Source organism: Pantoea vagans, from assembly GCF_004792415.1.
GTDB classification, from domain to species: Bacteria; Pseudomonadota; Gammaproteobacteria; order Enterobacterales; family Enterobacteriaceae; genus Pantoea; species Pantoea vagans.
On the sequence record NZ_CP038853.1, the window covers coordinates 1,624,424 to 1,648,086 of the forward strand.

Here is a 23,663-nt window from a genome sequence, read left to right on the forward strand (position 1 = left end):
GATGCTGATTGCCAACATTGTAACGTTGTCAGGTGTGGCAGCGGGCTGTGCAGTTGATGGCAGCGCTGAGGTGAGCAGTGAGACTCTTCTGGTAGAACTGAGGTTGAGAATAACTATCTGAGCTGCACGGAAAAGAGCCGCCAGATAGAACTTAACTACAAAAAGAGCCTCACCCCGCAGGAGCAACAGAAACGCGACGCACTGAACCTCAAGGGTGCTTAAAACAATGTTTAGGCCAGATACTTCTGATCATGGATTTAAAACAAACTTAGATTACTTCAATGCGCAATAGTAATGGATTAAATGTATGCAGAGTATGTGGTGCTAAACAGTTGGAACCACCTTGGGGAGAGGATGGGCTGACACCTAGTTATGAGATATGCGACTGTTGTGGCGTTGAGTTCGGCTATGAAGATATGAATATTAACGCGTTAAAGCGATATCGCGAGAAGTGGCTTAAAAAAGGAGCTGTCTGGTTTAGAGAAAAGGAAAAGCCAGCTGTCTGGTCTTTAGATGAGCAATTAAAAAATATCCCTGAGCAATATCGCTAGATTTAATGTTACAAATCCCGGCCTTAATGCCGGGATTTTACTTTATGGAACAGTGAGTTATCCTTCACTCGCCAGCCGGATAATCAACTGGCCCGGCCCGGTGATCACCTCGATCTTCTGTCCGGTCGTAAATCCCAGCGCTTCCAGCCAGCGGCCTTTTATGGTCAGCTGTGGCAGCGGGTTCGGCTGGCCTTTGTTAGGCCGGTATCCTACTTTGTAATAATGTGCCTGCGATGCGCTGACGGTGGTTGTAGGCGTGCAGGTCTCTGGCTTATGATGCGTATCAGCCATAATCAACTCCTTCTTAGTTGCTTGTGGTCAGCGGCTGCTGCGGGTTGCACCCCGCTTCAGCCGCGCTAATAATCTCTCGTTATGCGCTTCCTGTGCTTTTTTTCCTGTTTAAATATACACCTTCTGCTACTCAAACTCGCTGAAAGCTGATTAATAAACTGCGAGATGACTCTGAAAACGGATTCTTTTTTCAGGTCTGCATTTCGCTTATCCCTTTTTCCTTTACACTTCTGAAATATCTGTTACGGATAAACTTTCTTACTATAGATAGCTGGAGAATGCGGCTACCTAAGTTTTATATTACTTTCGACAAGAAAATATATCGCCTCACTGATTGGGATAGAAGTCATGAAGCGTCTGTACCTTCTGACTGGAACGTCCAGGCAAGTAGTGATTTTGGCTTGTTAGTACCAGATTAAGAGTAATGTTGGCATATTAATGGCAGGAATTTTGGAAATCACAGATATAAATGGTGAGAACTCGTCCTCTAAGGTGGTTTTTTTGTTAAATATCTCAGTTAGTTATGCTTCTACTGCGAGCCGGGTGATCAGCTGCGCGGGCATGAGCACTGGCGGCTGCATCGGAGGAGGCTTCGCTAGTTGCATGGCGGATGGTATGCTGGCGGGGCTGAGCGTGAGCGGCTGCGCGAACAGCACCATGATGTCAGCGGTGAGCGAAAAATCATATTATCAGCGATAAGTTGAAACAGGTGCAGGACGTTCCAGACCTCAGCAGTGAATTGGCGAATCCGAATCTGATTCTTGAGGTTAACTCCGCCAGAGTGAAGTAGCATTACCTGATTAAGGCGGCGTAGCAGGACCCAATTGCCGCCGATAGTAAGTTCGTCGTTAGCCTGTATCTACTCTGCGCGTACTTCCTGAAAGCTTGCCTTTGCCTATAGGTAAATAGAATGAGGAAAAATATGATTATAGATGGTCGTGATATACATACAGAATCTGATGTTCATCGCATTCTGGCTGAGATAATGGAATTTGGCCCCTATTACGGCAAGAATCTGGATGCTCTCTGGGATTGCCTGAGTACAGATATTGAAAGGCCAATAAGAATTACCTGGTGTCACTCAGATTTATCAAAAAAGAGGCTTGGAGAGCGATTTGATAAAATCATCGAGGTTTTCGAAAGGGTAAGGCAGCAGGATATAATTTTTTCCTGGGAAGATAAATTTGATTACTATCTCAAATAACCTCTTCTTAGTATTTAGTCTTTGTGCTGAACAACTTTTCTCAATTCCCCTGAATCAGAAAGATAAAAGCCTTATATTTTCGCAGCAGGCTTTTATCTTCCCCTTGCATCATACTCAGTGCATTAACTGACTGACCAACCCGGTGAGATCGGCTTTTTTATCAATCATACCTGCAGATGACGCTTTATCCACCAGCTGTGGCAGATATTTTACCAGCAGATTCAGTGCATCGCTGGTGTTGATACCCATCCGCGCAGCCAGTTGCTCAATGGCCTCAGAGTTGATCATCTTCTGCACCAGATCGCTGCTCAGGGCAACGTTCTGCTGATCGCCCAGCCAGGAGTTAACCACCTCACTGTACTCGCCGCTCTGAAGATGGCTTACGATACTGTGTAAACCGCCTTGCTGTTCCACCCACTCCAGTACACCTTTCACTTCCTGACTGGTCTGAGTATTCAGGCCGCACATCGCCAGCACCGTTTCCAGTAAACTCATTTTATTTCCCCTGAATCGTAATCGCTTAAGACTGTTTACATGCTCTGATTTTATGAATAACAAACAGCACAATAATTGAACCCAGGGTTGCAATCGCAATGCTGTAAATATTGAAACCACTGACCTTGCCAAAGCCCAGGGCCGTACTGGCGACACCGCCAATCAGCGCGCCGATAATACCCAGAATCATGGTCATGAAAATGCCCATATGTTCTTTACCTGGCATAATACATCTGGCGATAATACCGGCGAGCAGACCAAATACAACCCATGACAATATACCCATTATTAACATCCTTCTTTTTATATAAATTACTGCACGTTTAGCAGTGGTTTAATCCACGAAATAAAAGCAGGTGTATCGTACGCCGCGCAGTATTTGTCTGGCAATCCTGTTTTTTTAATTAAACTAAACGTATCGGAAACGATAGGGGAGTAATTATGAGCATTCTGGATAATATTAAAAATATTGGCGATGAGTTGTTACATAGCGTTGATAAAAATGTTGAGAATAAGACCGATGCCTCAGCAGCAGGGGATCGCACTTATACGGTGAAGTCCGGGGACACGCTCAGCGCAATCGCTAAGCAGTTTTATAATGATGCTTCAAAATATATGAAAATCTTTGAGGCGAATAAAAACATCCTCAGCAACCCGGACAATATTGCGCCGGGTCAGGTACTGACTATTCCCGAGTAATCGTTAGCTGAGGGGACAAGCCAGCCAGAGCAGGGATTGCCCGGCTGGTTTTTTGCAGTTATGGCCGCCGGAATCATCAGGAATGTGCGGGTAACCGCAGGCGGGTCCGGATGGATAATCAGAAAGGAGGAGAAAATTGGCATTACTGAAAAGCAAAAAGCCCGCTCAGGTTTCCCTGAGCGGGCTTTTCTAATTCTGGCTCCTCTGACTGGACTCGAACCAGTGACATACGGATTAACAGTCCGCCGTTCTACCGACTGAACTACAGAGGAATCGTTTGAACGAGGCGAATATTAGCGGCGTCGCACTGAGGTGTCAACAGCAAAAAATACATTATCATTCAACTGGCTAGCTTTAGCGCAATGCGATCGGGATTTAAGCAGTCTGAGTCGTGTCAGAAGCTATCCGGCTCAGGGGATCCTGCTGGTAAAACTGGCGCAGATGCTGATACATGGCGGGAAAGCGTTCGGCCAGCAGAACCGGAGCCGTAAAGAAATATTCAGAGAGTACGGCGAAGCATTCCGCCGGATCGCTGGCCGCGTAGGGATCGATAGTCGCAGCCTGTTCGCCTGCCAGTTCCACTTCACTTTCAATCTCTGCCATCGCGGCTCGCAAATCCTTTTCCCACTGGGCTACGTCACGCAGCGGCATGACCGGAACGCCGCTGGTATAACCGCTGCCGCGCGCATCCAGTTTGTGTGCCACCTCATGGATCACCAGATTAAAGCCGGAGAGATCGAACGAGTCCTGAATATCGAGCCAGTTGAGGACGACTGGTCCCTGGGTCCAGCTCTGTCCGGCGTGAACGGCAGGCGCGCTGTGAACCAGCCCATCTTCATCCTGCCACTGATCATCGACCTCAAACGGCTCGGGATAGATCAGCACCTCATGAAAACCGTCCAGCCACTCCAGACCCAGCTTTAGCACCGGCAGAGAGAAGAGCAGGGCGATCCGCACGCTGCGCAGTTCATCCAGCTGAACGCCCCCGAGAGGCACCAGTTTTTTCTGTTGCAGAAAGCGCTTCGCCAGCTCCACCAGCGTCTGCTGTTCAGACTCATCCAGCGGGCTGAAGACAGGCTGTGACAGCGCCTGTTGCCACGGCAGTGCCGCCAGGATGGTATCGTTATGCGTTTTCCAGGGCCATTTAAACATCGCAACTCCTGCACAGAACCGGGCTATGTCATTATCCTGACGCGGCAGACATAAAAATGCCAGCATCGAATGCTGGCATCTTCTGTCTGACTTCAGGGCTGAAGGCTGTCTATTCAACCCGTTAGCGCGGCCGTTGTCTGTGATTTAACCCGCAAAGCGCAGGGTTGAGGCATTACCTGCGTTCAACGCGCTGAAATTCAATGACCCAGACCCAGGGATTCACTTCCCAGCTGGTCGCGCCATACTGTTTTTCCCAGGCTTTGCGATACGCCTCTTTAGGCGACTCAGAATTAACGTTCATGGTGAAGAAGTTATTAAGGAAGTGCGAGTCGGTCTGTACGCCCTCCGCCATAATGTCATCTTCACTGATATCCTGAATCTTTTCCGCACGTACGCCGGTAATTTCCAGATTGATACGACTGGCCCAGCGCGGCATGTGGATGGCGGTCTGCCAGCCAAACTCCTCGGCTTCCGGGGTGCTCATCGCATGCTGACCCAGCTCATTACTGTCGGCACGATACTGACAATATTCCGGCAGGCGAAACGGCGTCGGGTCACGTTCATATTCTGCCAGATCGCTTTCTGGCACCATCGGGCCGCGCCAGGTTTCACGTACCCAGAGGATGTCGCCCGGTTTGCCGTAGGGACACTGATAGCTGATGTCGGTCATCGACATCATCTTGTAGCCATGCAGATGGTTAGCACTCACGTCGAAAGCGTGAACGCCTTCGTGATGATCCTGTCCCGGCCCGAAAGCCTGAGTTTTCATAATGCGCCGGGTTTGTGTTTGCTGGCCAACCAACAGGGCACGAACACGCTGTTCGGAAAAAAGAATCGGCCGTTCTTTCATGGATTACCTCTTTTTATTAGTAGAACCCGGTTACTGCTGTAAACGTCCATTTGCTTCACATCTGAGAGTTATCATAAAAGCTTTAAATCATTTTGCTTAATAATTTGTCGCCTGACAGTCACTTTAAAATTGTCACGTTGGGTGTTAAAAACCAGCAAAATGCAAAAAGCGCACCAAAGCTTATCACGCAATCGGCAGAACGCGACGAACAGCCCGGATACAGTACGTTATAACACTAAAAATAGGAACCTTTTCAGACTTTTTCACCTGCTGTTGCCCACACTTTTACAATTAATTGCGTGACAAAAAAAGGCTAAGCACGGCCAGTTTAACGGGTTCAGAATGAATCAAACATTACTGCTGTTAAACTAATTTTCTTAGCAGCAATTCACTGAGGAAAGGCTGAAAACCGCCGAAATTGCGGTATTTATGTAACATAGGTGCTATACAGATGATCCAGATCTCATTTTTCTGCCCGAAATCGCTGGCAGCGCCGCTCTTTTCAACAGCACTGTAAAAAAAGTGTCATTAGCCAGTCGCTATGATGGCTTGCCGTTTGCGCACTGATCACGACAGAGAATCGGCTGTCGATCACTACAGGGAGATAGATTATGTCACTTACACTCTGGCAATCCCGCTATGAAAGCTGGTTTCAGGCGAACTGGATCCACGACGACGGCGCGCACGATATCGCCCATCTGCGACGCGTCTGGATGAGCGCGCAGCGAATCATGACCGGCACGAAGGCGGACCCGCTGGTGGTGCTCACCGCCTGCTATTTTCATGATGTAGTGAATCTTCCCAAGAATCATCCCGAACGACATCTCGCTTCTACTTATGCAGCGACCGAAACGCAGCGCATTCTGCAGCAGGATTTTCTCGATTTCCCGGCAGAAAAGATTGAAGCCGTAATGCATGCCGTTAAAACCCACAGTTTCAGCGCCGGTATCCCGCCAGAGACGCTCGAAGCCAGAATCGTGCAGGATGCAGACCGGCTGGAGTCACTGGGCGCAATCGGGCTGGCGCGGGTCTTTTACACGGCCGGTGCACTGAATCGCCCGTTATTCGACAGTCAGGATCCGCTGGGTAAAGATCGCGAGCTGAATGATGTTAAGTGGACGCTGGACCATTTCCAGAAGAAGCTGCTGCGTTTGCCGGAAACCATGCATACCGAAACCGGCCGCATGCTGGCTGAGCATAACGCCGATTTCCTGGTGCGCTACATGGCGAAGCTTTATGCCGAGCTTCAGGGCAATCTGGTGGGGATGGATGAGGGCGTACTGCGGGATTTCACCCCATTGAAAACTGAATATTAAATTTTTATGACAGTATGTTAATCGAAACGGTCATCCGGTAGCGTGTGAGCAATAACAAAAAGGAGCTGCCCGATGACCGAAACTGTTAATTTAACGATTAAAATTGATCCCGAGCTGAAAGAAACGATTAAACAGCTGGCGCTGGAAAACCAGATTTCAATGAGCCAGGAAATTGTGCAGCGTTTGCAGGCCAGTCTGGAAACGCATCCGCATCCGGCCATTGATAATCAGGACATCACTGAAGAGGGGACTGAGGAATCGGCTTCCACTGACGTGAAGGACGCTGGATTAAGCGCCAGCGAGTTGAAGCAGATCCGCCTGCTGCTGAAGAAGCAGAGCAAGAAGAAGAAATAAAACAGAAGCCCGTCGCAAGACGGGTTTTTTATTTGGAGAAAGGCTGGACCGTTTCGCTATGAGACTGTGCCTGCTCAGGGAACACGGTCAGATCGGAAAGACGCAAAAGCCGCCATCCATGGCATGCTCGGCCCGCACCGTCCTGGCGCGGGACGCTTTCCTCTTCTGACCGTGTTCCCTGCGAGTTGAGCTTACTTGTTGCTGTGAGAATCGTCAGATGTAAGTTCTTCATCAGCCTGAAACCCGTCGCAAGACGGGTTTTTCATTTCAGAACGATGACGACTTCAGCTGACGAATATGCGGCAGCAGCAGCTGGGCGACCGCTGCGAATACCGGCACGACCACCGAATTACCAAACTGCTTATAGGCCTGGGTATCTGAAACCGGAATGCGGAACGGCTCGCGGCCCGGCACATCAAAGCCCATCAGGCGCGCGCATTCGCGCGGAGAAAGTCGACGCGGACGCCGTGCCATGTTATCCGCATCCTGAAACTCCGCTTCACCCAGCGCGCTGTCCCAGCCGCGGTCAATCAGAATCTCTGAGCCATCTTTGTAGTAGCGTGCTGACAGCGTCCGCACGCAGCAGTCAGGATTGCGCGGATCGTTAAGGCCAAAACCAAAGCCGTTGCCTTTCGCTTTATGCTTTTTCGCATACTGGTAGAGGTAGCGCCAGAGTACCGGCGACAGAATATATTTATCGTCTGGCGCCTTCTCTAACAGGCTCTGCAGGCTGGGAACCTGCGCCGGATAGAAACGACGGATATTGCGTAGCGTAAAATCCTGCTTTTTCAGGTCACGGCGAATCCCCACCAGCACAATGCGTTCGCGATGCTGCGGCAGGAAGTGACGCGCATCGATCACTTTGGCATCCGGGCTGCCGGCTCCGGCATCGGCCACGTCATAGCCCAGCTCATCCAGCGTCTCCATGATAATGGCGAAGGTACGGCCCTTATCGTGGCTCTTGAGATTTTTCACATTCTCCAGCACAAAAAACGGCGGCTTCTTGGCGGCCAGAATGCGCGCAACATCGAAAAACAGCGTGCCCTGCACCTGACACTCAAACCCGTGGGCGCGGCCCAGCGCATTTTTCTTGCTGACGCCCGCCAGCGAAAAGGGCTGGCAGGGAAAACCGGCCAGCAGCACCTGATGATCGGGGATCGCCGCATCGATCGCGCGGTAAATCGCTTCATCGTCAGTCAGACCTTCCGGCTGGGTCACCTGCCGGATATCGGTATTGAAGTGATGCTCCTGCGGATCGCTATAGTGGTTTGCTTTATAGGTGCGAACCGCCTCTTTATTCCATTCACTGGTGAAGACGCACTTGCCGCCGATTGCCTCGAATCCTTTACGGATGCCACCAATGCCGGCAAAGAGATCGATAAAACGAAACTCAGGATTATCATAGTGGGCGGGCCGGGTCGGCAGCAGACTCTGCAACAGCGACAGCTCCGCCTCACACAGCGGCGGCAGGGCGCTTTTACCCTGACGGATCCGGTTCAGCAGGGCCGGTGTCCAGCAGGAAAATCCCGCCTGCTGCAGTCGGGCCGTGAGATCACGAACCGAATAGATGTCCAGCACCTGTCTAAAGAGTTCAGACGCATCAGCAGATGAAAGTGCAGCAGAGAGTGGTTCAGCGAGGGCGGCGGGATGCATGCGTTTTTCCTTAACAGTAAGGAGCCTATGCTAACACTCCAGAGGCTGCGAGGAAATTGCCGGGATGTGCCCTGTGCCAGACCGCCGGAAAGTTCTGTTTTTGCGGCGTAATCTCCGAAGCCGCCCTGTAGCGGCTTTCGCTTTTCGTGGCGCAGGCTAAAGTTACAGAACCAGCAAAAAAGGAGAAGTTATGGCTGATGTTCACTCCAGCGAAACACGCAGCAAAAATATGCGTGCCATTCGCGCTCAGGATACGGCCATTGAGCAACGTATTGCGCTGTTGCTGAAAGATCGGGGATTCAGCTTTCGCGTGCAGGATAAAAACCTGCCGGGACGGCCCGATTTTGTCCTGACCGAACAGCAGGCGATTATTTTTGTTCATGGCTGCTTCTGGCATCGTCATCACTGCTATCTGTTTAAGCTGCCGGCGACGCGCACGGAATTCTGGACCGGAAAAATCAACAGCAATGTTGAACGTGACCGGCGTTATGTGCGCCAGCTGCAGGAAAGCGGCTGGAAAGTGCTGATCATCTGGGAGTGTGCGCTACGTGGCAAACTGCGCCTGGCGGATCAGGATCTGCTGGAACGGCTGGAGGAGTGGTTGCTGGCGATGTCGGAGAGTGCCGAGATCGACCATCAGGGCATTCATCATTACAACGCGGATTGCTAATCAGCACCATAATTGGTTAGATCTGCGCTTTCTCCGTGGCCAGGAGCCTGACATGAGCAGCATAAAACTGACGGTTAAACGCCTTTACCAGATTCGTGACGAGCGGATGGTGAACACTAAAGCCACTGCGCGGGTCTATTGCGGCGACAGGCTTATCGCTACGGAGGAGATCACCGGCATGACCGAAAGCCCGGTCAGCAAATACCTGCATGCTGAAGGCGCAGAAGGTGATGCGGTGCGGGTGGAGTGGGATTGTGAGGGCATCGCTGAGATGACCGTAACGGAAATTGAGCGCTGCCCATGTTGTCAACATAACGAACCAGACTAAGGATAAGATTTTGGCGGGCACCAGTTTACTGACTTTACTTGATGATATTGCAACACTTCTGGACGATATTTCCGTCATGGGAAAAGTGGCGGCAAAAAAGACCGCTGGCGTACTGGGCGATGATTTGTCGCTGAATGCACAGCAGGTTACCGGCGTAAAAGCTAACCGTGAGTTGCCCGTGGTCTGGGGCGTGGCGAAAGGATCGTTTCTCAACAAACTCATTCTGGTGCCGCTGGCGCTGATTATTTCTGCGTTTGCGCCCTGGCTGATCACGCCATTGCTGATGCTGGGCGGTGCCTATCTCTGCTATGAAGGCGTGGAAAAGGTGATGCACAGTCTGCAGCACGACAAGCAGAGCAAATCACCGGAAGCACGCCAGCAGCGCCTTGATTCGCTGGCGAATCAGAATGCGGCAGAGTATGAGAAGAAAAAAATCAAAGGTGCGGTGCGCACTGATTTCATCCTTTCGGCAGAAATTGTTGCGATTACGCTGGGGATTGTCTCGGAAGCGCCGCTGCTCAACCAGGTGATCATCCTGGCGGGCATCGCCATTCTGGTCACCATTGGCGTTTATGGCATCGTAGCGGGCATCGTAAAAATTGATGATCTTGGCTTCTGGCTGCGTGAGAAACCCTCGCGCGTTGCGCAGGGGATTGGCAGCGTGCTGCTGGCCGCCGCGCCCTGGCTGATGAAGATTCTCTCAGTGGTCGGCACTCTGGCGATGTTCCTGGTTGGCGGCGGTATCGTGGTGCATGGCATTGCGCCGCTGCATCATCTGATTGAGGAAGTCAGCGGCGGGTTCAGCGGCTGGATCGCGATGCTGCTCAGCAACGGCGCAAATCTGGTGCTGGGCTTTATCATTGGGTCGATCGTGCTGTTAGTGGTCAACCTTATTGCCAGAGTGCGTGGGAAATCGGTATAAAGCGCACTGTGATTTACGGTCAGGAGAATGACGATGAACGACGACATGTTTGAATTTGATATCGACGCACAGCTTGAGCAGGCTGAAGCGAAAGCAGAGAAAAAAGCCAGCGAAGTGCCGGATGATCTCGGTGACGAAGCCGATTGCGAAGGCTGTAAAATCTGACGTCAGCGTCAACACTTCATCAAAGCGGATAAGTTTTATCCGCTTTTTTTATTTTCCGCATATCCAGCTGCTTAATTCTGAATTTGCCCGTTTTTTGCGTGCCTTAACAGGCAAGGGTTGGCTTTGCCTGCTATAAAGAAAATAGTCACTCAGGTTAATAACACGCATGAAAGGAGCGCCCCATGGTTTTCGCAATCAGTGAAGAAGTTCAGCACAAGGAAGAAGGTCACACGATGGTGGTGACCGGCTACGCCAGTGGCATGGTGGAATGCCGCTGGTATGACGGCTATGCCGTGCGCAGCGAGGCTTTTCGCAGTGATGAACTTTGCGCGCTGAATCCTGCGCAACAACTGGCAAGCTGAGAGCCTCAGGCCTGAGGGTCAGATGACCCGACAGGCCCGGTTTCTGACTGCCTGAGGCCCGGCACACTCCCTGTGCCGTCCTGTTTCAGACGTTACCGTCATTATCCTCTTCAACCGCCTGATAGATGCGCTGCAATACATCCGGGAACGCTGACTGAACCCGGCTCCAGCTGGGTATAAACGGCTTATCGTTAGGACGTTCAATAAACGCCTGTCCCGCTTCCAGAATCGACTGAGTAAACATCTCCACCGCGGCCTCTTCGACGTGCTGATCAAACTTCAGTCCGTTCATTGCCGCCTCGTGGTTATAGGTCTCCATCATATCCAGCGCATTACGGTAATAGGTTGCCTTCAGCACCCGGAATGAATCGCTGGTCAGCGGTACACCCATGGTCGCGAGCTTACGCAGCAGTGACTGGACGATGTCGCTGCTCATGCGCTTCAGGCCGCCGGTGCCATCATCTTCGGCCAGCGGCTGATGCTTGTGATCGTAGTTATCGGCGATCTCAACCTGGCACGACTGGCGGGTAGTGTAGTTACGGTAAATCTCCGATAGCACGCCAATTTCCAGACCCCAGTCACCGGGAATTTTGATGCCGTTCAGCACATGCGTTCGCATGGCGAACTCGCCGGAGAGCGGATAGCGGAAGCTTGTCAGGTAATCCAGGTATTCCGAATGACCATAGACTTTCTGCAATGAGCGCAGCAGCGGTCCGACCAGCAGACGTCCGACGCGGCCGTTAAGCTTGCCATCCGCGACGCGCGCATAGAAGCCCTTACAGAACTCATACTGAAACGCCGGGTTGGCCAGCGGATAGAGCAGGCGGGCCAGCATGCCGCGCTCATACGTGACGATATCGCAGTCATGCAGCGCCACACAGCTGGTGCGGTCCGACGCCAGCGTATAGCCGGTGCAGAACCAGACGTTGCGCCCTTTACCGGGATTGGTAGGCGACAGACCCTCTTTATCCAGTTCCGCATCAATCGCTTTCAGACGCGGGCCGTCGTTCCACAGAATGCGATGCCGTTGCGGCAGGCGGGAGAAGAACTCGCGGGCAAACAGGAACTGGTCGCGGTCGGCCCGATCCAGACCAATCACGATCTCATCCAGATAGGGTACTTTCGCCAGCTCATCGACGATTTTCGTCAGCGCCGGGCCTTCAAGTTCAGAAAACAGCGATGGCAGGATCAGCCCCATTTTGCGTTTGCGGGCAAAGCGCACCATCTCTTTTTCCAGCGACTCCACACTGCGGTGGGTAAGGTTGTGGAAGTTGGTGATTACGCCATTCTGATAAAAGTCACTCATCGCATCATCCTTTTAATGCCCGTGGGCAGCTTATTGAGGTTGAGTCAAAAAATAGTCCAGTCCTTCACGCCAGCCTTCGGGGCCATGGTGAGCGGTGTGATAGACCTGCTGCTGATCGGTCCGGCTGAGTGTTACCGGTGTTTTACTGTAGCCCTTAATCACTACGGCATAATCAACTGCATCCAGCATCGGTGCATCATTCGGCCCGTCACCGAGACCAATTGTGATGGGCGCTTCACCGGGAGAATGGTCCAGCAGCCAGCGCAGCGCTTCACCTTTGCCGCAGCCTGCTGGCATCACATGCCAGAAACGGCCGCCCTGCGTCAGTGCCAGCCCTTCAGCACCCAGTGCCGCCTGAAAGCTATCGAAAGCCTCGTCACTGTCGCGCCAGACAATCACTTCAGACGCGTCGCGCTGGCGTGCCAGCGCGGCATCTGCCTCACTCAGTCCGGTCATTGAGGCCACTTCCGGATCGGAGAAATCATGAAAGCCGGTAAAACGGTAGGTTGTTTTCAAGGCGGCCAGCCGCTGGCAGAGTGCGTCATAGGTCAGCGTATTATCAGGCAGACGGATACGCTGCTGATCCTGCGTCTGGACTACGGCACCGTTTTCGGCAATAAAGGGTGAACCACTGATCCCCAGTTTTTTTTGCAGCGGAAGGATTTCGGCGGCTGTCTTACTGGAACAGACCACCAGCGGAACCTCGTGCTGTTTCAGCGTGGTGAGCCACTCCGTGGCCGCATCCCAGCGGTAGGTATGGTGGTCGAGTAGCGAACCATCGAGATCGGTAATAATCATTAACGGCTGTTGAAGATCGGGCATTAACAGGCTCCTTTCATCACGTTCGCGGCTAAAGCAGCGATTTTTCAATATTATAGTTGAATATGGCTCACACTTTTTTTCCTGCCACGCTGACTGAAAATCCAGGATAAATCTTAAAAAAGAAATGGAGAAAAGCGAGGGATGCAGGAAGTGTGCGGGCGCTAAGTCACTGGCTGGCGCGGTTTTTTCGGCAACTATTGCCCCATAACGACCCGGTTCGTTGCAGAAACGTGCATATCTGATACTTGTTTTGGTGACGCGTTCGCGTAATCTGCTGAGGTGTTAAGAATTCCCTGGTGTAACGAATTGAATTTTTACCCGGCCTTCCCGCCGGGTATTTTTTTGAAATCGATTTCAGCGGTTAGCTTCATAGGCGCGATAGTCACAGATGTCGATTTCAAACGCTTCTGCCAGTTCGGTATACGAGTGGAAAATCTGGCCTTCAACTTCAAGCCGTGGCATCTGGCCCTGCTCCATATATTCCCGTATCTCTCCCGACGTTTTCGCCTGAATCGCCGCCAGTAAACCCTCAACATCTACCTTCAGATCGGACGCCGGCATATCGGTGTGCTGCTTTTCGTCTGTCATTTTCTGACTCCTGAGAGCAAACAGAATAATCAGTATAGAACGCGGTGCAGAAAGAGGGGATTGGGCAGATCGCAGGCAAAAAAAAGCCCGCGCTGCGCGGGCAAAATCCTTGTTACTTTAGGTTGTGGCTGCACCTATGGGGGTGGTGCAGTAGAGGGAGTGTAAAGGCCAGGCGCGTAAGAAGTCTTGCGGTGAAATGTTAAGAAATTGCAAAAATGGTCCTTACTCAGATTTACCTGACTTTGCCCCTGAACGGAGCAGATTCAGCTATAGTTGATGATAAAGCTGATTTTTTTCAATACCTAAAGGAATGGTTATGGACATCTTAAGAATTATTATCGCAATTCTGCTGCCACCGCTGGGCGTGTTTATGCAGGTCGGTTTTGGTGGTGCTTTCTGGCTGAATATTCTGCTGACGATCTGTGGTTATATCCCCGGTATCGTTCATGCCGTCTGGGTCATTGCCCGACGCTAACGCGCTGCATCGCGCCGGTTCTTCGTTTAGACTGTACGCAGTAAATAATCAGGAGAACCGAAATGAAGGTAAATGACCGCGTCAGCGTCAAAACCGATGGCGGCCCGCGTCGCGTTGGCACCATTCTGGCTATGGAGCCCTTTAACGAAGGCACCATGTTTCTGGTCGCGCTGGAGGATTATCCATTGGGCATCTGGTTTTTTAATGAAACGCAGCAGCCGGATGGCATTTTCGTCGAGCCTTACCACGACGCCTGAGCCTGACGTGCATAAAAAAGCCCCGTTACACATAGCGTAATGGGGCTTTTTGCATTCAGCGCCGCTGCCGTTGATGACAGTCGCTGATGCTTACCAGCATGGCGTCAGAAGGTTTCCCAGTTATCACTACCGGTGGCCAGCGCCGGACGCGGTGTCAGAGCGGGTGTTCTGGCTGGTGAAGTGACGCGCGCGGCCCCACTTTTCGTAGCAGGCGAATCCTGCAGACGGAATGCCGCCACTGCCTGTGTCAGTTTGCCCGCCTGATCTTCCAGCGAGGCCGCTGCCGCAGAGGCTTCTTCCACCAGTGAGGCGTTCTGCTGAGTAACGTTGTCCATCTCAGTGACCGCCTGGCTCACCTGCTGAATACCCCGGCTCTGTTCGTCCGATGCCGCTGCGATCTCAGACATGATATCGGTGACGCGACGTACCGCCTCGACAATTTCACCCATAGTGCTGCCCGCTGCGCCAACCTGATGCGAGCCGTCATTAATCAGCGTGACGGACTCAGCAATCAGGGATTCAATCTCTTTGGCCGCCTGCGCACTGCGCTGGGCCAGATTGCGCACTTCGCTTGCTACCACCGCAAAGCCGCGACCCTGTTCTCCGGCACGCGCGGCTTCAACCGCTGCGTTCAGCGCCAGGATGTTGGTCTGGAATGCGATGCTGTTAATGACGTTGGTGATCTCAGCGATTTTCTTCGAACTGCCGGAAATGTTGGTCATGGTTTTCACCACGCTATTGACCAAATCACCCCCGCTGCGCGCTTTGCCAGAGGCATCCGCGGCCAGCTGGCTGGCGTGATGGGCATTCTCAGCATTCTGTTTTACCGTGGCGGTAAGCTGTTCCATGCTGGCTGCGGTCTGTTCCAGTGCTGCCGCCTGCTGCTCGGTGCGTGAAGAGAGATCGGTATTACCGGCGGAGATTTCGCTGGAGCCCTGATAAATCGCGACGGCACCCTCACGAACTGTCCCGACGGTGGTCACCAGCGCCTGCTGCATCAGTTGCAGATTGTGGATCAATGTACCAATCTCACTGCGGCCAAAGGGCAGGGGAGCAGAGGTCAGATCGCCCTGTGCAATGCGTTCAATACGCAGCACAGACTGACGCAGCGGGTTAATCACTACACGGCGCAGGAAGACAAAGGTCATCAGCACCAGCACCAGCGCGGCACTAAACGCCACGGCCATCGAGATAAAACCGATGCGCGACTGACGATCGGCTTCTGCAGTAATGGCATTGGCGCGGTCAGTACGAATTTTTATCGCCTTCAGTAACACCGCGTTATAGTCATCATCCAGCTTGCGGGTAACGTCCGTCTCCTGGGCGATAATGCCCTCAAAGCTGCCCTGTTTACCGGCATTAATCATCGGTATCAGGCCTTTATTGATGTAATCGTTGAAGCGTGCCTGCAGCGTGGCATCCAGTTCAGTGTCAGCCGGAGACTTCACTTTGCGCGCTTCATAAACGGCAAAGCCATCTTTAGCCTGCTGAATACGTTTTTCGGCCGCCGCCACGTTGGCGCGAAACTCATCCATGTCACCAATACGCGCGGCGGCACCAGCCTGGATAATGGTCAGGCGTGCCGTACGCAGGTGGTTGGAGCTGTTAGCGAGGCCCATACGAACCTGGATTTCGTCCGTGGCATCATCGAGGGAGTGGTTGCCTGAAATAAGAAAGTAACTGGCGACACCAATACAGAGTGCGAACAGCAGCAAAATGCCGCCGAAGATCAGGCTAAACAGCGGTACCAGGCGGAGATTCTGCCAGATGCCAGCGCTTTTCTGTCCATCATTATCTAATGCAGTGTTCATATCCTTGCTCTCTTGAGGCTGTTGTTATAAGGCTTAACATCGGCAAAAGAGCGTAAAGGCTTAGCGGCAAGAGTGAGACCTGGCTCCCAATTCAGCGCAAAAAAAAACCGGCCATTAAGGCCGGTTCTTCAGGTCTGACGATCAGCGAATATTAACGTAAATACCCGAGGTCACATTATCGGTTAAACGCACCACATGATAAATAACCTGTTTATTATGGGTTTTGATTTTGCGTTTAATATTACCTTTGTGTGACGATACCGTTTTGGCCTTAATTTGCATTTTATCTGAGATCTGAATGGTGTCATGACCTGACATCCACATCTTCAGCATGTTTGACTCAGTCTGGCTCAGCGTCAGCGGGTGAACATCCATGCCCGAAGAGATGCGCGCAGACTGGTTAAGCTTCTTCTGCAAATAGGTGCTGAGTAAGGAATCCAGGGTCGATGTCTTCATCGATTTTGATGTAATAATCAGGTTCTTACGAACGTAGAGATATTCCTCAAAATGGATATTGCTAATCGCCATGAATATAAAGAACAGCGTATCAGGATGCTGCGTAATAATACTGCGGATACGTTCGCTGGAATCTGACTCATGAATGAAACAATCTTCATTAATAAAGACGACACCAGGGTTTAATTGCTCACATTTTTGCTGTAGTTGCTCAATATCGGAGACAGAAGAGATATTTTTCTTCTTAACTCCTTTTAAAGACATGTAGTCTGATAATCCCAGGCGTGTGTAGTTGCAGGAATCCATAATAATAGTTGGCATAATAGCGACCCTCACCAATTTGTTATCCGTTTAAATCAACGATGAATACGCGTTGCGGTACGAGAGAGATTTCTTAGGTACTTTTTTATTCTGCTCGTGCAGTGTGGCAACAGGCAAACGCCCGTAAAAGTCTTCATCCCTGACCCGTTCTGCAAAAAATTTGTGCTGCCATGACGTCACACATTCTCCGGCAATGGCGGGGAATGCCAGTGAAGTGCCGGAGATTCAGTAAAGCTCATTTTTTGAGACCTGTGTCACTATCCCTGAAAACAGGAAGTTTTCTGATAGGACAATTCTCAAAAGCATTTGTTTTACGAAAGTGTGATGTCTCAGCGTGCGATGACAATGCCGGAAAAAACATTTTTTAACAAGAAAAATCACTTAAAGTTTTTTTTCTTGTAAATTCAGTGCATTGCCGGTTTTGCCTGCACATTCACAGTCTGACAGCTTCTGTGAACCACCCAACTAAAATACGCGAAGCCCGGTTTAATAAGAATTATTTTCAGACTCTCAGCACATTTATCAGAATTTCCTTAGTTGCATTCTGGAAAACATGGTTCGGAAAATGCACGGATGGTTTTGCGATACTTAAGTGTGGCTGAGTGAAGGTAGTTAGAAACTTAATGTTCAGGGGCGGGATAGTTCTGTCAGAAACAGGGCGAGTAAATCAAATATTTCACTGAACAAATGCTCACAGAACGGGGCCAGCAGGGGCATCAACAGGCTGATGGTTAAAATTCCGACTGATAAGGTAATCGGGAAGCCAATTGCGAAGATTGATAACTGTGGTGAAACACGGTTTAACAAACCCAGTACCAGATTAACCATGAGTAACAAAACGATTAAGGGCAGCGCTAACATCATGCCATTAAGGAAAATTAATCCGCCGGATTTCACCAGCGCCATAAATGCGTTGGCATTTAGCGGGTGACCGCCAATCGGCAGCGTATGAAAACTGTCCGCCAGCAGTGAAATCAGCCAAAGATGTCCGTTAAAGGTCAGGAACAGCAGCATGGCCAGCATGTCGAGAAAACGGGCCAGCACCGGCATGTTAAGACGGCTGCCAGGGTCAAAAAAGGTGGCGAACGAAATGCCCATCTGCAAACCAATGACTTCCCCGGCAAGGCGCACAGCCGCAAACGCAAACTGCATGGTAAAGCCCAGCGCGATGCCAATCAGCATCTGCTGGATCAGCAGCCAGAATCCGGCAGGGGAAAACAGGGTCACATTGACAGCAGGTAACAGCGGCATCAGCAGCCAGGTGATCATCACCGCCAGTCCGATTTTGACACGTTTGCTGACGGATCGTTCACTGAGGATCGGTGCGGTGGCGAACAACGCCATGATACGCACCAGTGGCCAGAAGAACTGGCTGACCCACTGAACCAGCTGGCTGCTGTCGAGAGTAATCATCAGCCGATGATATAAGGCAGGTTAGTAAAGACGGTGCGGATATAGTCCAGCAGCAGATTTAGCATCCACGGGCCGGCAATGATACCGGTGGTGGCAACGGCCAGGATCTTAGGAATAAAGGATAAGGTCTGTTCGTTGACCTGGGTCGCGGCCTGGATCAGGCTGATCAGCAGACCGCTGACCAGGGCTGCCAGCAGCAGCGGGGCGGCCAGCATCAGGGCGACGCGCATCGCTTCCTGTCCCATTACCATTACTGATTCGGGTGTCATGTCGTGCTCCGGTAAAAAAGGGGGATCAGGAGTAGAAGCTTTGCGCCAGTGAACCGACCAGCAGTTGCCAGCCATCGACCAGAACAAACAGCATCAGTTTAAACGGCAGCGCAATGGACGCTGGCGGAACCATCATCATCCCCAGCGCCATCAGCACGCTGGCGACCACCAGGTCGATGATCAGGAACGGGATAAACACGGTAAAGCCAATCTGGAACGCGGTCTTCAGCTCGCTGGTCACATAGGCGGGCAGCAGAATACGCATGGGCACCGCTTCAGGACCGGCAATCGGCGCGGTATTTGCCAGACGGGCAAACAGGGCTAAATCCGCTTCGCGGGTCTGACGCAGCATAAACTCGCGCAGCGGCTGGGCACCTTTATCAATTGCCACATCCATGCTGATCTTGTCCTGGCTGAACGGCAGATAGGCATCCTGATAAATTTTGTCGAAGGTCGGCGCCATAATAAAGAAAGTCAGAAACAGCGACAGACCGAGCAGCACCTGGTTAGGCGGTGCCGACGGTGTGCCCAGGGCATTTCGCAGCAGGCCAAACACAATGATGATACGGGTGAAGCTGGTCATCATCAGCAGCACGGCCGGAATAAAGGTCAGCGCAGTGATAAAGACCAGTGTCTGAACCGGCAGTGACCAGCTCTGACCGCCGTTAGGCAGCGAGTGACTCACCAGGCCCGGCAGCTGGGCATGGGCAACCGGTGCCAGTAACAGCAGTGGCAGTAAAGGAAGCAGTCGACGCATCATTGTGGTTTTCCGGGACGTTTAACCAGATTCTGTAACAGCTGACGAAAATCCTGTGGCGCACGGTCAGCTGGCGTCACAGCGACCGGCTCACCCGGCGGCAGCGTATGCAGATGAGTAATCTGCTGGGCAGTGACGCCCAGCACCAGACGCGCGTCAGCAGTATCGATAATCACTACTCGCTCACGCTGGCCCACTGAGACGCTGGCCGTGAGTTTCAGCTCCTGACCACTGACCTTTTTCGGCGCGAAGCCGGCACGGCGTGCCAGCCAGGCGCAGGCCAGAATCAATAAAATAATCACTGCTAATACGCTACTGACCTGGGCCAGCATAGAACCGGTCGAAATCGCCTGTGCGTGCGGTGCAGCCGGTTGCAGCGTTTGATTCTGGCTATTCATAATGTGACTCTTAGCGACTCAGACGACGCATACGTTCAGACGGGGTGATGATGTCAGTGATACGAACGCCATATTTGTCGTTCACAACCACTACTTCACCCTGTGCAATCAGGTAACCGTTGATCAGGATATCCAGCGGCTCACCTGCCAGGCCGTCCAGTGCTACCACAGAACCCTGCGCCAGGCGCAGCAGCTCTTTGATGGTCATCTTGGTGCGGCCCAGTTCGACGGTGAGTTTCACCGGGATATCCATAATCAGATCGATATCCTGCAGCGATCCCGCAACGTTGCCGCTGTCGAATGACTTAAAGACGTCATCGGTCTGCGGCGCACTGCTGCTGCCGACCTGCTCGTTCATCGCTTCAGCCCACAGATCGTCCGCAGAGATATCGTCAGACGGTTTATTACTGTCAGTCATGGGGCTGTTCCTCGTTAAGCGAATTCAGAATCGGGTTAATCAGGTGTTCGACACGGAGCGCATATTGCCCATTCATCGTGCCATATTGGCTGGTTAAGACCGGCACGCTATCGACGTGGGCGATAATGCGTTCCGGCTTCTCAATCGGCAGCACATCACCGGGTTTCAGCTGCAGAATCCGTGACAGACGCAGTGAGGTTTCGGCAAAGTGAGCAATCAGTTCCAGCTCAGAGTGCTGCACCTGTTTAACCAGGTTATCGCGCCAGTGGTTATCTTCCTGACGGGAGTTTTCGAGCGGTGGGTTCACCAGCAGCTCGCGCAGCGGTTCAATCATTGAAAACGGGATGCAGATATTAAACTCACCCACCAGGTTACCAATCTCCACCTGGAACGGCGTGTTAACCACGATGTCGTTCGGTGAAGTGGTGATGTTGGTGAACTTCACCTGCATCTCTGAACGTACATACTCGACGTCCAGTGGATAAATAGCCTTCCATGCGTCGCTGTAACCATCCAGCGCCAGCTTCAGCATGCGGCGGATAACGCGCTGCTCGGTATGGGTAAACTCACGGCCTTCGACTTTCGTCGGAAAACGTCCGTCACCACCAAACAGGTTGTCGACGGCGATAAACACCAGGCTGGGTGAGAACACCACCAGCGCCGTGCCGCGCAGCGGTTTCAGGTGGATCAGATTCAGGTTGGTTGGCACCGGCAGATTGCGGGCAAACTCGTGATACGGCTGAATCTTAATCGCCCCGACGCTGATGTCCGGGCTACGGCGCAGCAGGTTAAACAGCGTCATACGGAAACTACGGGCAAAACGCTCGTTAATAATCTCCAGCGCCTGCAAACGCTCGCGCACCACGCGGCGCTGGGTATTCGGGTCGTAAGGACGAATATCGCCCTCCGGCCCGTTTTGTTTCTTTTCTTCTTCCGCGCTGCCACTGTCGCCGTTTAAAAGGGCGTCAATTTCAGCCTGGGAGAGAATGCTATCGCCCATTGATTCACCTCAAAATGAAGGCAGTAAACAGCACGTCGTTTACGGCCTGCGGAGGTTGACCTTTTACCAGCGGAGGTGTCAGCGCCTGTTTAATTTGTTCAACAAGCGCCTGTTTTCCTTGCTCTGTCGCCAGCGCCGCAGCACTCTGACGCGAGAGCAGCAGCAGCAGACGGCTGCGCACCTCAGGCAGATAGTCATTCATCCGACTCCGGGACTCCTCATCGGCCAGACGCAGGGTAAAGCCTACGTAAAGCACGCGGTCAGGATCGTTGTCGGGATTGACCAGGTTAACCGTAAATGTATCAAGTGCAAAAAAGACCGGAGCGGGAGGCGGTTCAACTTTCGCCACCTCAGGCTTATCGCCCTCGTGTTTATTCATCATTCGCCAGACTGCATAGCCTGCCACGCTGCAAGCGGCCAGCGTCAGAATGATCAACACTGGTATTAAGATTTTACGTTTGCTGCCTTTTGCTTTCGCGTTATCAGACATGGTGCAGTTACTTCCTGTGAATTATGGGCAAGCCTCTCGGCTCACGGGACAGATTATCCGCGTCTTAAGTCAAACCAATGGGTAGAAAAGACGCGGGTTTTACGCTTACCTTCAGCGTTTGCCGCTGTCAGGCGAAAGTGTCGACGGCGCTGTTGCCGCTAACGCGAGCCTGAAGGGCAGCGGGAACGGCGATCGGCGTAATGTCGGTGTCACTGTCCTGGGTGAGGGAGAAGCGGCCATGCTGTCCATCGCGGCGCGCCTCCTGTTGTTGCTGGAATTGCTGGCCCTGCGCGGAACTGTCACTGCTCACCTGACTCTCGCCCAGGTTGATTCCGCTCTCTGCCAGCGCGCTGCGCAGCTGCGGTATCGCGGCTTCCAGTGCCGATCTGACGTGGCTATGGCTGGAAACCAGACTGATTTGTGCCTGGTCGTTATCCAGTTTCAGGCTGATCTGAATAGCGCCAAGGTCTTCCGGATGTAAACGCAACTCCGCGTTCTGCTGGCCGTTGCGGCTGAACATCACAATCTGCTGACTCAGCGCCTGCTGCCACTCGTCGCTGCCCAGCTGTGAATTCAGCATCGGGGTGGACGGGGTGCTGCTGGTCGCGGAGGCGGTCACCGGCGCGGGCAGGCTGCTGGCGCTGGCGAACGGTGTGGCGCTGATCGCGTTGTCGCTGGTGCTGGCTTTGATCGCACTCTGATCATCCTGCTTCACCATATTGCTCAGCGCCTGCTGGAAACTGCTGTCGAGCGTCAGGCCGCTGCTGGTCGCACTTTGCGCGGCAGGCTGATTCTGACTGGCGGTGCTGTTCACGGCAGGTGAGTTCAGTGCGGCACCTTTAGCGTCGTGCTTCTCATCTTTACCCGGCGCAGGGCTATCTGGTGCGTGGCTCTGCTGTGCGCTGTTCAGCAGTTGCGTCAGCGAGGTCTGACTTTTCCGGCCGGTGTCGGTCTGGGCAATCAGCTCACCTGCTTCACTGCTGACCGGCGTCGAAGGCGTCGCTGTCGGCGTTACCGCACCCGGTAACATGGCGAACAGGGCCTGCACATTCTGCATGTCACTGGCGCTTAAGGGTGTGGCCTCCGGCTTGTCTTTATCATCGGCTGATTTTGTACCAGCTTTAATATTTTCCGGTTTAAACAGGGCGGTCAGTTCAGCAGGATTATCCAGCGCCGCCATTAGCGCATTCAGCGGCGCCTTTGGTCGGGCATCTTCGGCAGTTTCTGCTTTTACGTCAGCGGATTGCGCCGCTTTTCCCTGCTGTTTTGCCAGACCGATTAGCTGGTTTCCCAGCGTGGTCAGAAAGTCCTGCGGCAGGGCATCAGCGCCTGCTGCAAGGTCCGTCGCGCCTGATGGTTCCGCGCCGGTTTTAGCCGCCGCTTTTATGCCAATGTGTGGCAGCGTAATCATTCGCCTCTCCTCGATGCGGCCCGTTGGGCAAATTCGTCCATCCGTTTCTGATCGAGACGGTTTTCCTGTCGTAATGCATTTTCCGCTGCCCGCGTTATCAGGGTCTGATAGGCGTTCAGCCGCTGCTGTTTGTCGCGCCAGTTGATCAGCGCCTGCTCCAGTCGCTGATTCCAGTTATTCAGCTGGTTGCGATGCTGCTCAATCGCTTTTTCCAGCGTCTGAATAAACTGGTGATAGTTCGTCCAGCGGGTGCTGGCGATGCCGGACGACATGTCATCGTTAAGTTTGTTGCGATACTCGTCCTGATAATCAAGCAGCATCGTCAGCTGCTCGTTAGCGGCGTGCTGGCCGCGGCGCATATCGCCTAAATAGATGGCGGCACGTTCGAGATCCTGCTCCGCTAAGTCGCGCAGCGTATCAATGGCATTTGCAGTTTTCATTGCCGTTACCTCGCGTTAA

General features: G+C 52.4%; 32 protein-coding genes and 1 tRNA gene. 12 read left to right on the forward strand and 21 right to left on the reverse strand.

The window, feature by feature from the left end:
• Nucleotides 1–281 precede the first annotated feature (281 nt).
• Nucleotides 282–551 (forward strand): hypothetical protein, encoded by a 270-nt coding sequence (locus EGO56_RS07440; RefSeq protein WP_135908295.1) that lies wholly within the window; start codon nucleotides 282–284, stop codon nucleotides 549–551.
• 57 nt (nucleotides 552–608) lie between these two features.
• On the opposite strand, the gene EGO56_RS07445 is transcribed toward EGO56_RS07440, so the two are convergent.
• Nucleotides 609–842, reverse strand: coding sequence for a SymE family type I addiction module toxin (locus EGO56_RS07445; protein ID WP_135908297.1), 234 nt, complete (start codon nucleotides 840–842; stop codon nucleotides 609–611).
• 922 nt (nucleotides 843–1,764) lie between these two features.
• Between EGO56_RS07445 and EGO56_RS07450 the strand changes: the two genes are divergently transcribed.
• On the forward strand, nucleotides 1,765–2,046 hold the full coding sequence (locus tag EGO56_RS07450) for a barstar family protein (RefSeq protein WP_135908299.1): 282 nt from the start codon (nucleotides 1,765–1,767) through the stop codon (nucleotides 2,044–2,046).
• A gap of 114 nt (nucleotides 2,047–2,160) precedes the next feature.
• Here the strand turns inward: EGO56_RS07450 and EGO56_RS07455 are convergent, their stop codons facing one another.
• Both EGO56_RS07455 and EGO56_RS07460 read right to left on the reverse strand, forming a co-directional pair.
• Entirely contained in the window at nucleotides 2,161–2,541 is a 381-nt protein-coding gene (locus EGO56_RS07455) for a YidB family protein (protein WP_135908301.1), read from the reverse strand.
• Nucleotides 2,542–2,566: 25 nt separating this feature from the next.
• Entirely contained in the window at nucleotides 2,567–2,827 is a 261-nt protein-coding gene (locus tag EGO56_RS07460) for a GlsB/YeaQ/YmgE family stress response membrane protein (protein ID WP_041456944.1), read from the reverse strand.
• A 155-nt stretch (nucleotides 2,828–2,982) separates the two neighbouring features.
• On the opposite strand from EGO56_RS07460, the gene EGO56_RS07465 reads away from it, so the two are divergent.
• Nucleotides 2,983–3,240, forward strand: coding sequence for a LysM peptidoglycan-binding domain-containing protein (locus EGO56_RS07465; RefSeq protein ID WP_135908303.1), 258 nt, complete (start codon nucleotides 2,983–2,985; stop codon nucleotides 3,238–3,240).
• 196 nt (nucleotides 3,241–3,436) lie between these two features.
• On the opposite strand, the gene EGO56_RS07470 is transcribed toward EGO56_RS07465, so the two are convergent.
• The 3 genes from EGO56_RS07470 to EGO56_RS07480 all read right to left on the reverse strand — a co-directional run bounded on the left by EGO56_RS07470 (nucleotide 3,437) and on the right by EGO56_RS07480 (nucleotide 5,242).
• A tRNA-Asn gene (locus EGO56_RS07470) sits at nucleotides 3,437–3,512 on the reverse strand.
• Between the two features lie 103 nt (nucleotides 3,513–3,615).
• Entirely contained in the window at nucleotides 3,616–4,392 is a 777-nt protein-coding gene (gene mtfA / locus EGO56_RS07475; RefSeq protein ID WP_185948875.1) for a DgsA anti-repressor MtfA, read from the reverse strand.
• Nucleotides 4,393–4,564: 172 nt separating this feature from the next.
• On the reverse strand, nucleotides 4,565–5,242 hold the full coding sequence (locus EGO56_RS07480; RefSeq protein WP_013358305.1) for an ASCH domain-containing protein: 678 nt from the start codon (nucleotides 5,240–5,242) through the stop codon (nucleotides 4,565–4,567).
• 611 nt (nucleotides 5,243–5,853) lie between these two features.
• Here EGO56_RS07480 and EGO56_RS07485 point away from each other — a divergent pair.
• Together EGO56_RS07485 and EGO56_RS07490 are read left to right on the forward strand one after the other, a co-directional pair.
• Complete coding sequence (locus tag EGO56_RS07485) at nucleotides 5,854–6,558, forward strand: phosphohydrolase (protein ID WP_013358304.1); 705 nt, start codon at nucleotides 5,854–5,856, stop codon at nucleotides 6,556–6,558.
• Between the two features lie 72 nt (nucleotides 6,559–6,630).
• Nucleotides 6,631–6,912, forward strand: a complete 282-nt coding sequence (locus EGO56_RS07490) for an Arc family DNA-binding protein (protein ID WP_135908307.1) — start codon at nucleotides 6,631–6,633, stop codon at nucleotides 6,910–6,912.
• Between the two features lie 267 nt (nucleotides 6,913–7,179).
• Here the strand turns inward: EGO56_RS07490 and dcm are convergent, their stop codons facing one another.
• Nucleotides 7,180–8,565 carry a DNA (cytosine-5-)-methyltransferase gene (gene dcm, locus EGO56_RS07495; protein WP_135908308.1) on the reverse strand — a complete coding sequence of 462 codons (1,386 nt, stop codon included), beginning with the start codon at nucleotides 8,563–8,565 and terminating at the stop codon, nucleotides 7,180–7,182.
• 190 nt (nucleotides 8,566–8,755) lie between these two features.
• Here dcm and EGO56_RS07500 point away from each other — a divergent pair, with 190 nt between their 5' ends.
• The 5 genes from EGO56_RS07500 to EGO56_RS07515 all read left to right on the forward strand — a co-directional run bounded on the left by EGO56_RS07500 (nucleotide 8,756) and on the right by EGO56_RS07515 (nucleotide 11,012).
• Nucleotides 8,756–9,235, forward strand: coding sequence for a very short patch repair endonuclease (locus EGO56_RS07500; protein WP_013358301.1), 480 nt, complete (start codon nucleotides 8,756–8,758; stop codon nucleotides 9,233–9,235).
• A gap of 52 nt (nucleotides 9,236–9,287) precedes the next feature.
• Nucleotides 9,288–9,563: a hypothetical protein gene (locus tag EGO56_RS07505; protein WP_033733066.1), complete on the forward strand. Its 276-nt coding sequence runs from the start codon at nucleotides 9,288–9,290 to the stop codon at nucleotides 9,561–9,563.
• Between the two features lie 10 nt (nucleotides 9,564–9,573).
• Nucleotides 9,574–10,485, forward strand: a complete 912-nt coding sequence (locus tag EGO56_RS07510; RefSeq protein ID WP_013358299.1) for a DUF808 domain-containing protein — start codon at nucleotides 9,574–9,576, stop codon at nucleotides 10,483–10,485.
• Between the two features lie 33 nt (nucleotides 10,486–10,518).
• Nucleotides 10,519–10,650: a hypothetical protein gene (locus tag EGO56_RS22600; protein WP_003854444.1), complete on the forward strand. Its 132-nt coding sequence runs from the start codon at nucleotides 10,519–10,521 to the stop codon at nucleotides 10,648–10,650.
• Nucleotides 10,651–10,832: 182 nt separating this feature from the next.
• On the forward strand, nucleotides 10,833–11,012 hold the full coding sequence (locus EGO56_RS07515; RefSeq protein ID WP_013358298.1) for a YodC family protein: 180 nt from the start codon (nucleotides 10,833–10,835) through the stop codon (nucleotides 11,010–11,012).
• A gap of 85 nt (nucleotides 11,013–11,097) precedes the next feature.
• On the opposite strand, the gene EGO56_RS07520 is transcribed toward EGO56_RS07515, so the two are convergent.
• From EGO56_RS07520 to EGO56_RS07530, 3 genes are all read right to left on the reverse strand, one after another.
• Entirely contained in the window at nucleotides 11,098–12,318 is a 1,221-nt protein-coding gene (locus tag EGO56_RS07520; protein ID WP_013358297.1) for a glycosyltransferase family protein, read from the reverse strand.
• A gap of 30 nt (nucleotides 12,319–12,348) precedes the next feature.
• Nucleotides 12,349–13,140 carry a mannosyl-3-phosphoglycerate phosphatase-related protein gene (locus tag EGO56_RS07525; RefSeq protein WP_135908310.1) on the reverse strand — a complete coding sequence of 264 codons (792 nt, stop codon included), beginning with the start codon at nucleotides 13,138–13,140 and terminating at the stop codon, nucleotides 12,349–12,351.
• A gap of 354 nt (nucleotides 13,141–13,494) precedes the next feature.
• Entirely contained in the window at nucleotides 13,495–13,728 is a 234-nt protein-coding gene (locus EGO56_RS07530; protein ID WP_013358295.1) for a DUF2525 domain-containing protein, read from the reverse strand.
• Between the two features lie 316 nt (nucleotides 13,729–14,044).
• On the opposite strand from EGO56_RS07530, the gene EGO56_RS07535 reads away from it, so the two are divergent.
• Nucleotides 14,045–14,203, forward strand: coding sequence for a YqaE/Pmp3 family membrane protein (locus tag EGO56_RS07535; protein WP_013358294.1), 159 nt, complete (start codon nucleotides 14,045–14,047; stop codon nucleotides 14,201–14,203).
• Between the two features lie 62 nt (nucleotides 14,204–14,265).
• The gene (dsrB, locus tag EGO56_RS07540; protein WP_013358293.1) at nucleotides 14,266–14,460 is read left to right on the forward strand and encodes a protein DsrB; all 195 of its coding nucleotides are present in this window, start codon (nucleotides 14,266–14,268) and stop codon (nucleotides 14,458–14,460) included.
• Between the two features lie 104 nt (nucleotides 14,461–14,564).
• On the opposite strand, the gene EGO56_RS07545 is transcribed toward dsrB, so the two are convergent.
• The 11 genes from EGO56_RS07545 to fliJ form a co-directional block, all read right to left on the reverse strand.
• A complete protein-coding gene (locus tag EGO56_RS07545; RefSeq protein WP_135908312.1) occupies nucleotides 14,565–16,271 on the reverse strand; it encodes a methyl-accepting chemotaxis protein in 1,707 nt (568 codons plus the stop codon).
• A gap of 141 nt (nucleotides 16,272–16,412) precedes the next feature.
• Nucleotides 16,413–17,048, reverse strand: a complete 636-nt coding sequence (gene rcsA, locus EGO56_RS07550) for a transcriptional regulator RcsA (protein WP_010247685.1) — start codon at nucleotides 17,046–17,048, stop codon at nucleotides 16,413–16,415.
• A gap of 627 nt (nucleotides 17,049–17,675) precedes the next feature.
• Nucleotides 17,676–18,461 (reverse strand): flagellar biosynthetic protein FliR, encoded by a 786-nt coding sequence (gene fliR / locus EGO56_RS07555; protein WP_061062740.1) that lies wholly within the window; start codon nucleotides 18,459–18,461, stop codon nucleotides 17,676–17,678.
• A complete protein-coding gene (gene fliQ / locus EGO56_RS07560; protein ID WP_003854466.1) occupies nucleotides 18,461–18,730 on the reverse strand; it encodes a flagellar biosynthesis protein FliQ in 270 nt (89 codons plus the stop codon). Before fliQ ends, fliR begins: the two co-directional genes overlap by 1 nt.
• A 25-nt stretch (nucleotides 18,731–18,755) precedes the next feature.
• The gene (gene fliP, locus EGO56_RS07565) at nucleotides 18,756–19,487 is read right to left on the reverse strand and encodes a flagellar type III secretion system pore protein FliP (RefSeq protein WP_031593200.1); all 732 of its coding nucleotides are present in this window, start codon (nucleotides 19,485–19,487) and stop codon (nucleotides 18,756–18,758) included.
• A complete protein-coding gene (gene fliO / locus EGO56_RS07570) occupies nucleotides 19,487–19,885 on the reverse strand; it encodes a flagellar biosynthetic protein FliO (RefSeq protein ID WP_033733056.1) in 399 nt (132 codons plus the stop codon). Before fliO ends, fliP begins: the two co-directional genes overlap by 1 nt.
• Before the next feature lie 10 nt (nucleotides 19,886–19,895).
• Nucleotides 19,896–20,303 (reverse strand): flagellar motor switch protein FliN, encoded by a 408-nt coding sequence (gene fliN, locus EGO56_RS07575; protein WP_033733054.1) that lies wholly within the window; start codon nucleotides 20,301–20,303, stop codon nucleotides 19,896–19,898.
• Nucleotides 20,296–21,303: a flagellar motor switch protein FliM gene (gene fliM, locus EGO56_RS07580; protein ID WP_013358287.1), complete on the reverse strand. Its 1,008-nt coding sequence runs from the start codon at nucleotides 21,301–21,303 to the stop codon at nucleotides 20,296–20,298. Before fliM ends, fliN begins: the two co-directional genes overlap by 8 nt.
• Before the next feature lie 4 nt (nucleotides 21,304–21,307).
• The gene (gene fliL / locus EGO56_RS07585) at nucleotides 21,308–21,793 is read right to left on the reverse strand and encodes a flagellar basal body-associated protein FliL (protein WP_013358286.1); all 486 of its coding nucleotides are present in this window, start codon (nucleotides 21,791–21,793) and stop codon (nucleotides 21,308–21,310) included.
• A 127-nt stretch (nucleotides 21,794–21,920) separates the two neighbouring features.
• Entirely contained in the window at nucleotides 21,921–23,204 is a 1,284-nt protein-coding gene (locus tag EGO56_RS07590; RefSeq protein ID WP_135908314.1) for a flagellar hook-length control protein FliK, read from the reverse strand.
• Nucleotides 23,201–23,644 (reverse strand): flagellar export protein FliJ, encoded by a 444-nt coding sequence (fliJ, locus tag EGO56_RS07595; RefSeq protein WP_003854478.1) that lies wholly within the window; start codon nucleotides 23,642–23,644, stop codon nucleotides 23,201–23,203. The genes EGO56_RS07590 and fliJ overlap by 4 nt, the downstream gene beginning before the upstream one ends.
• Nucleotides 23,645–23,663 lie beyond the last annotated feature (19 nt).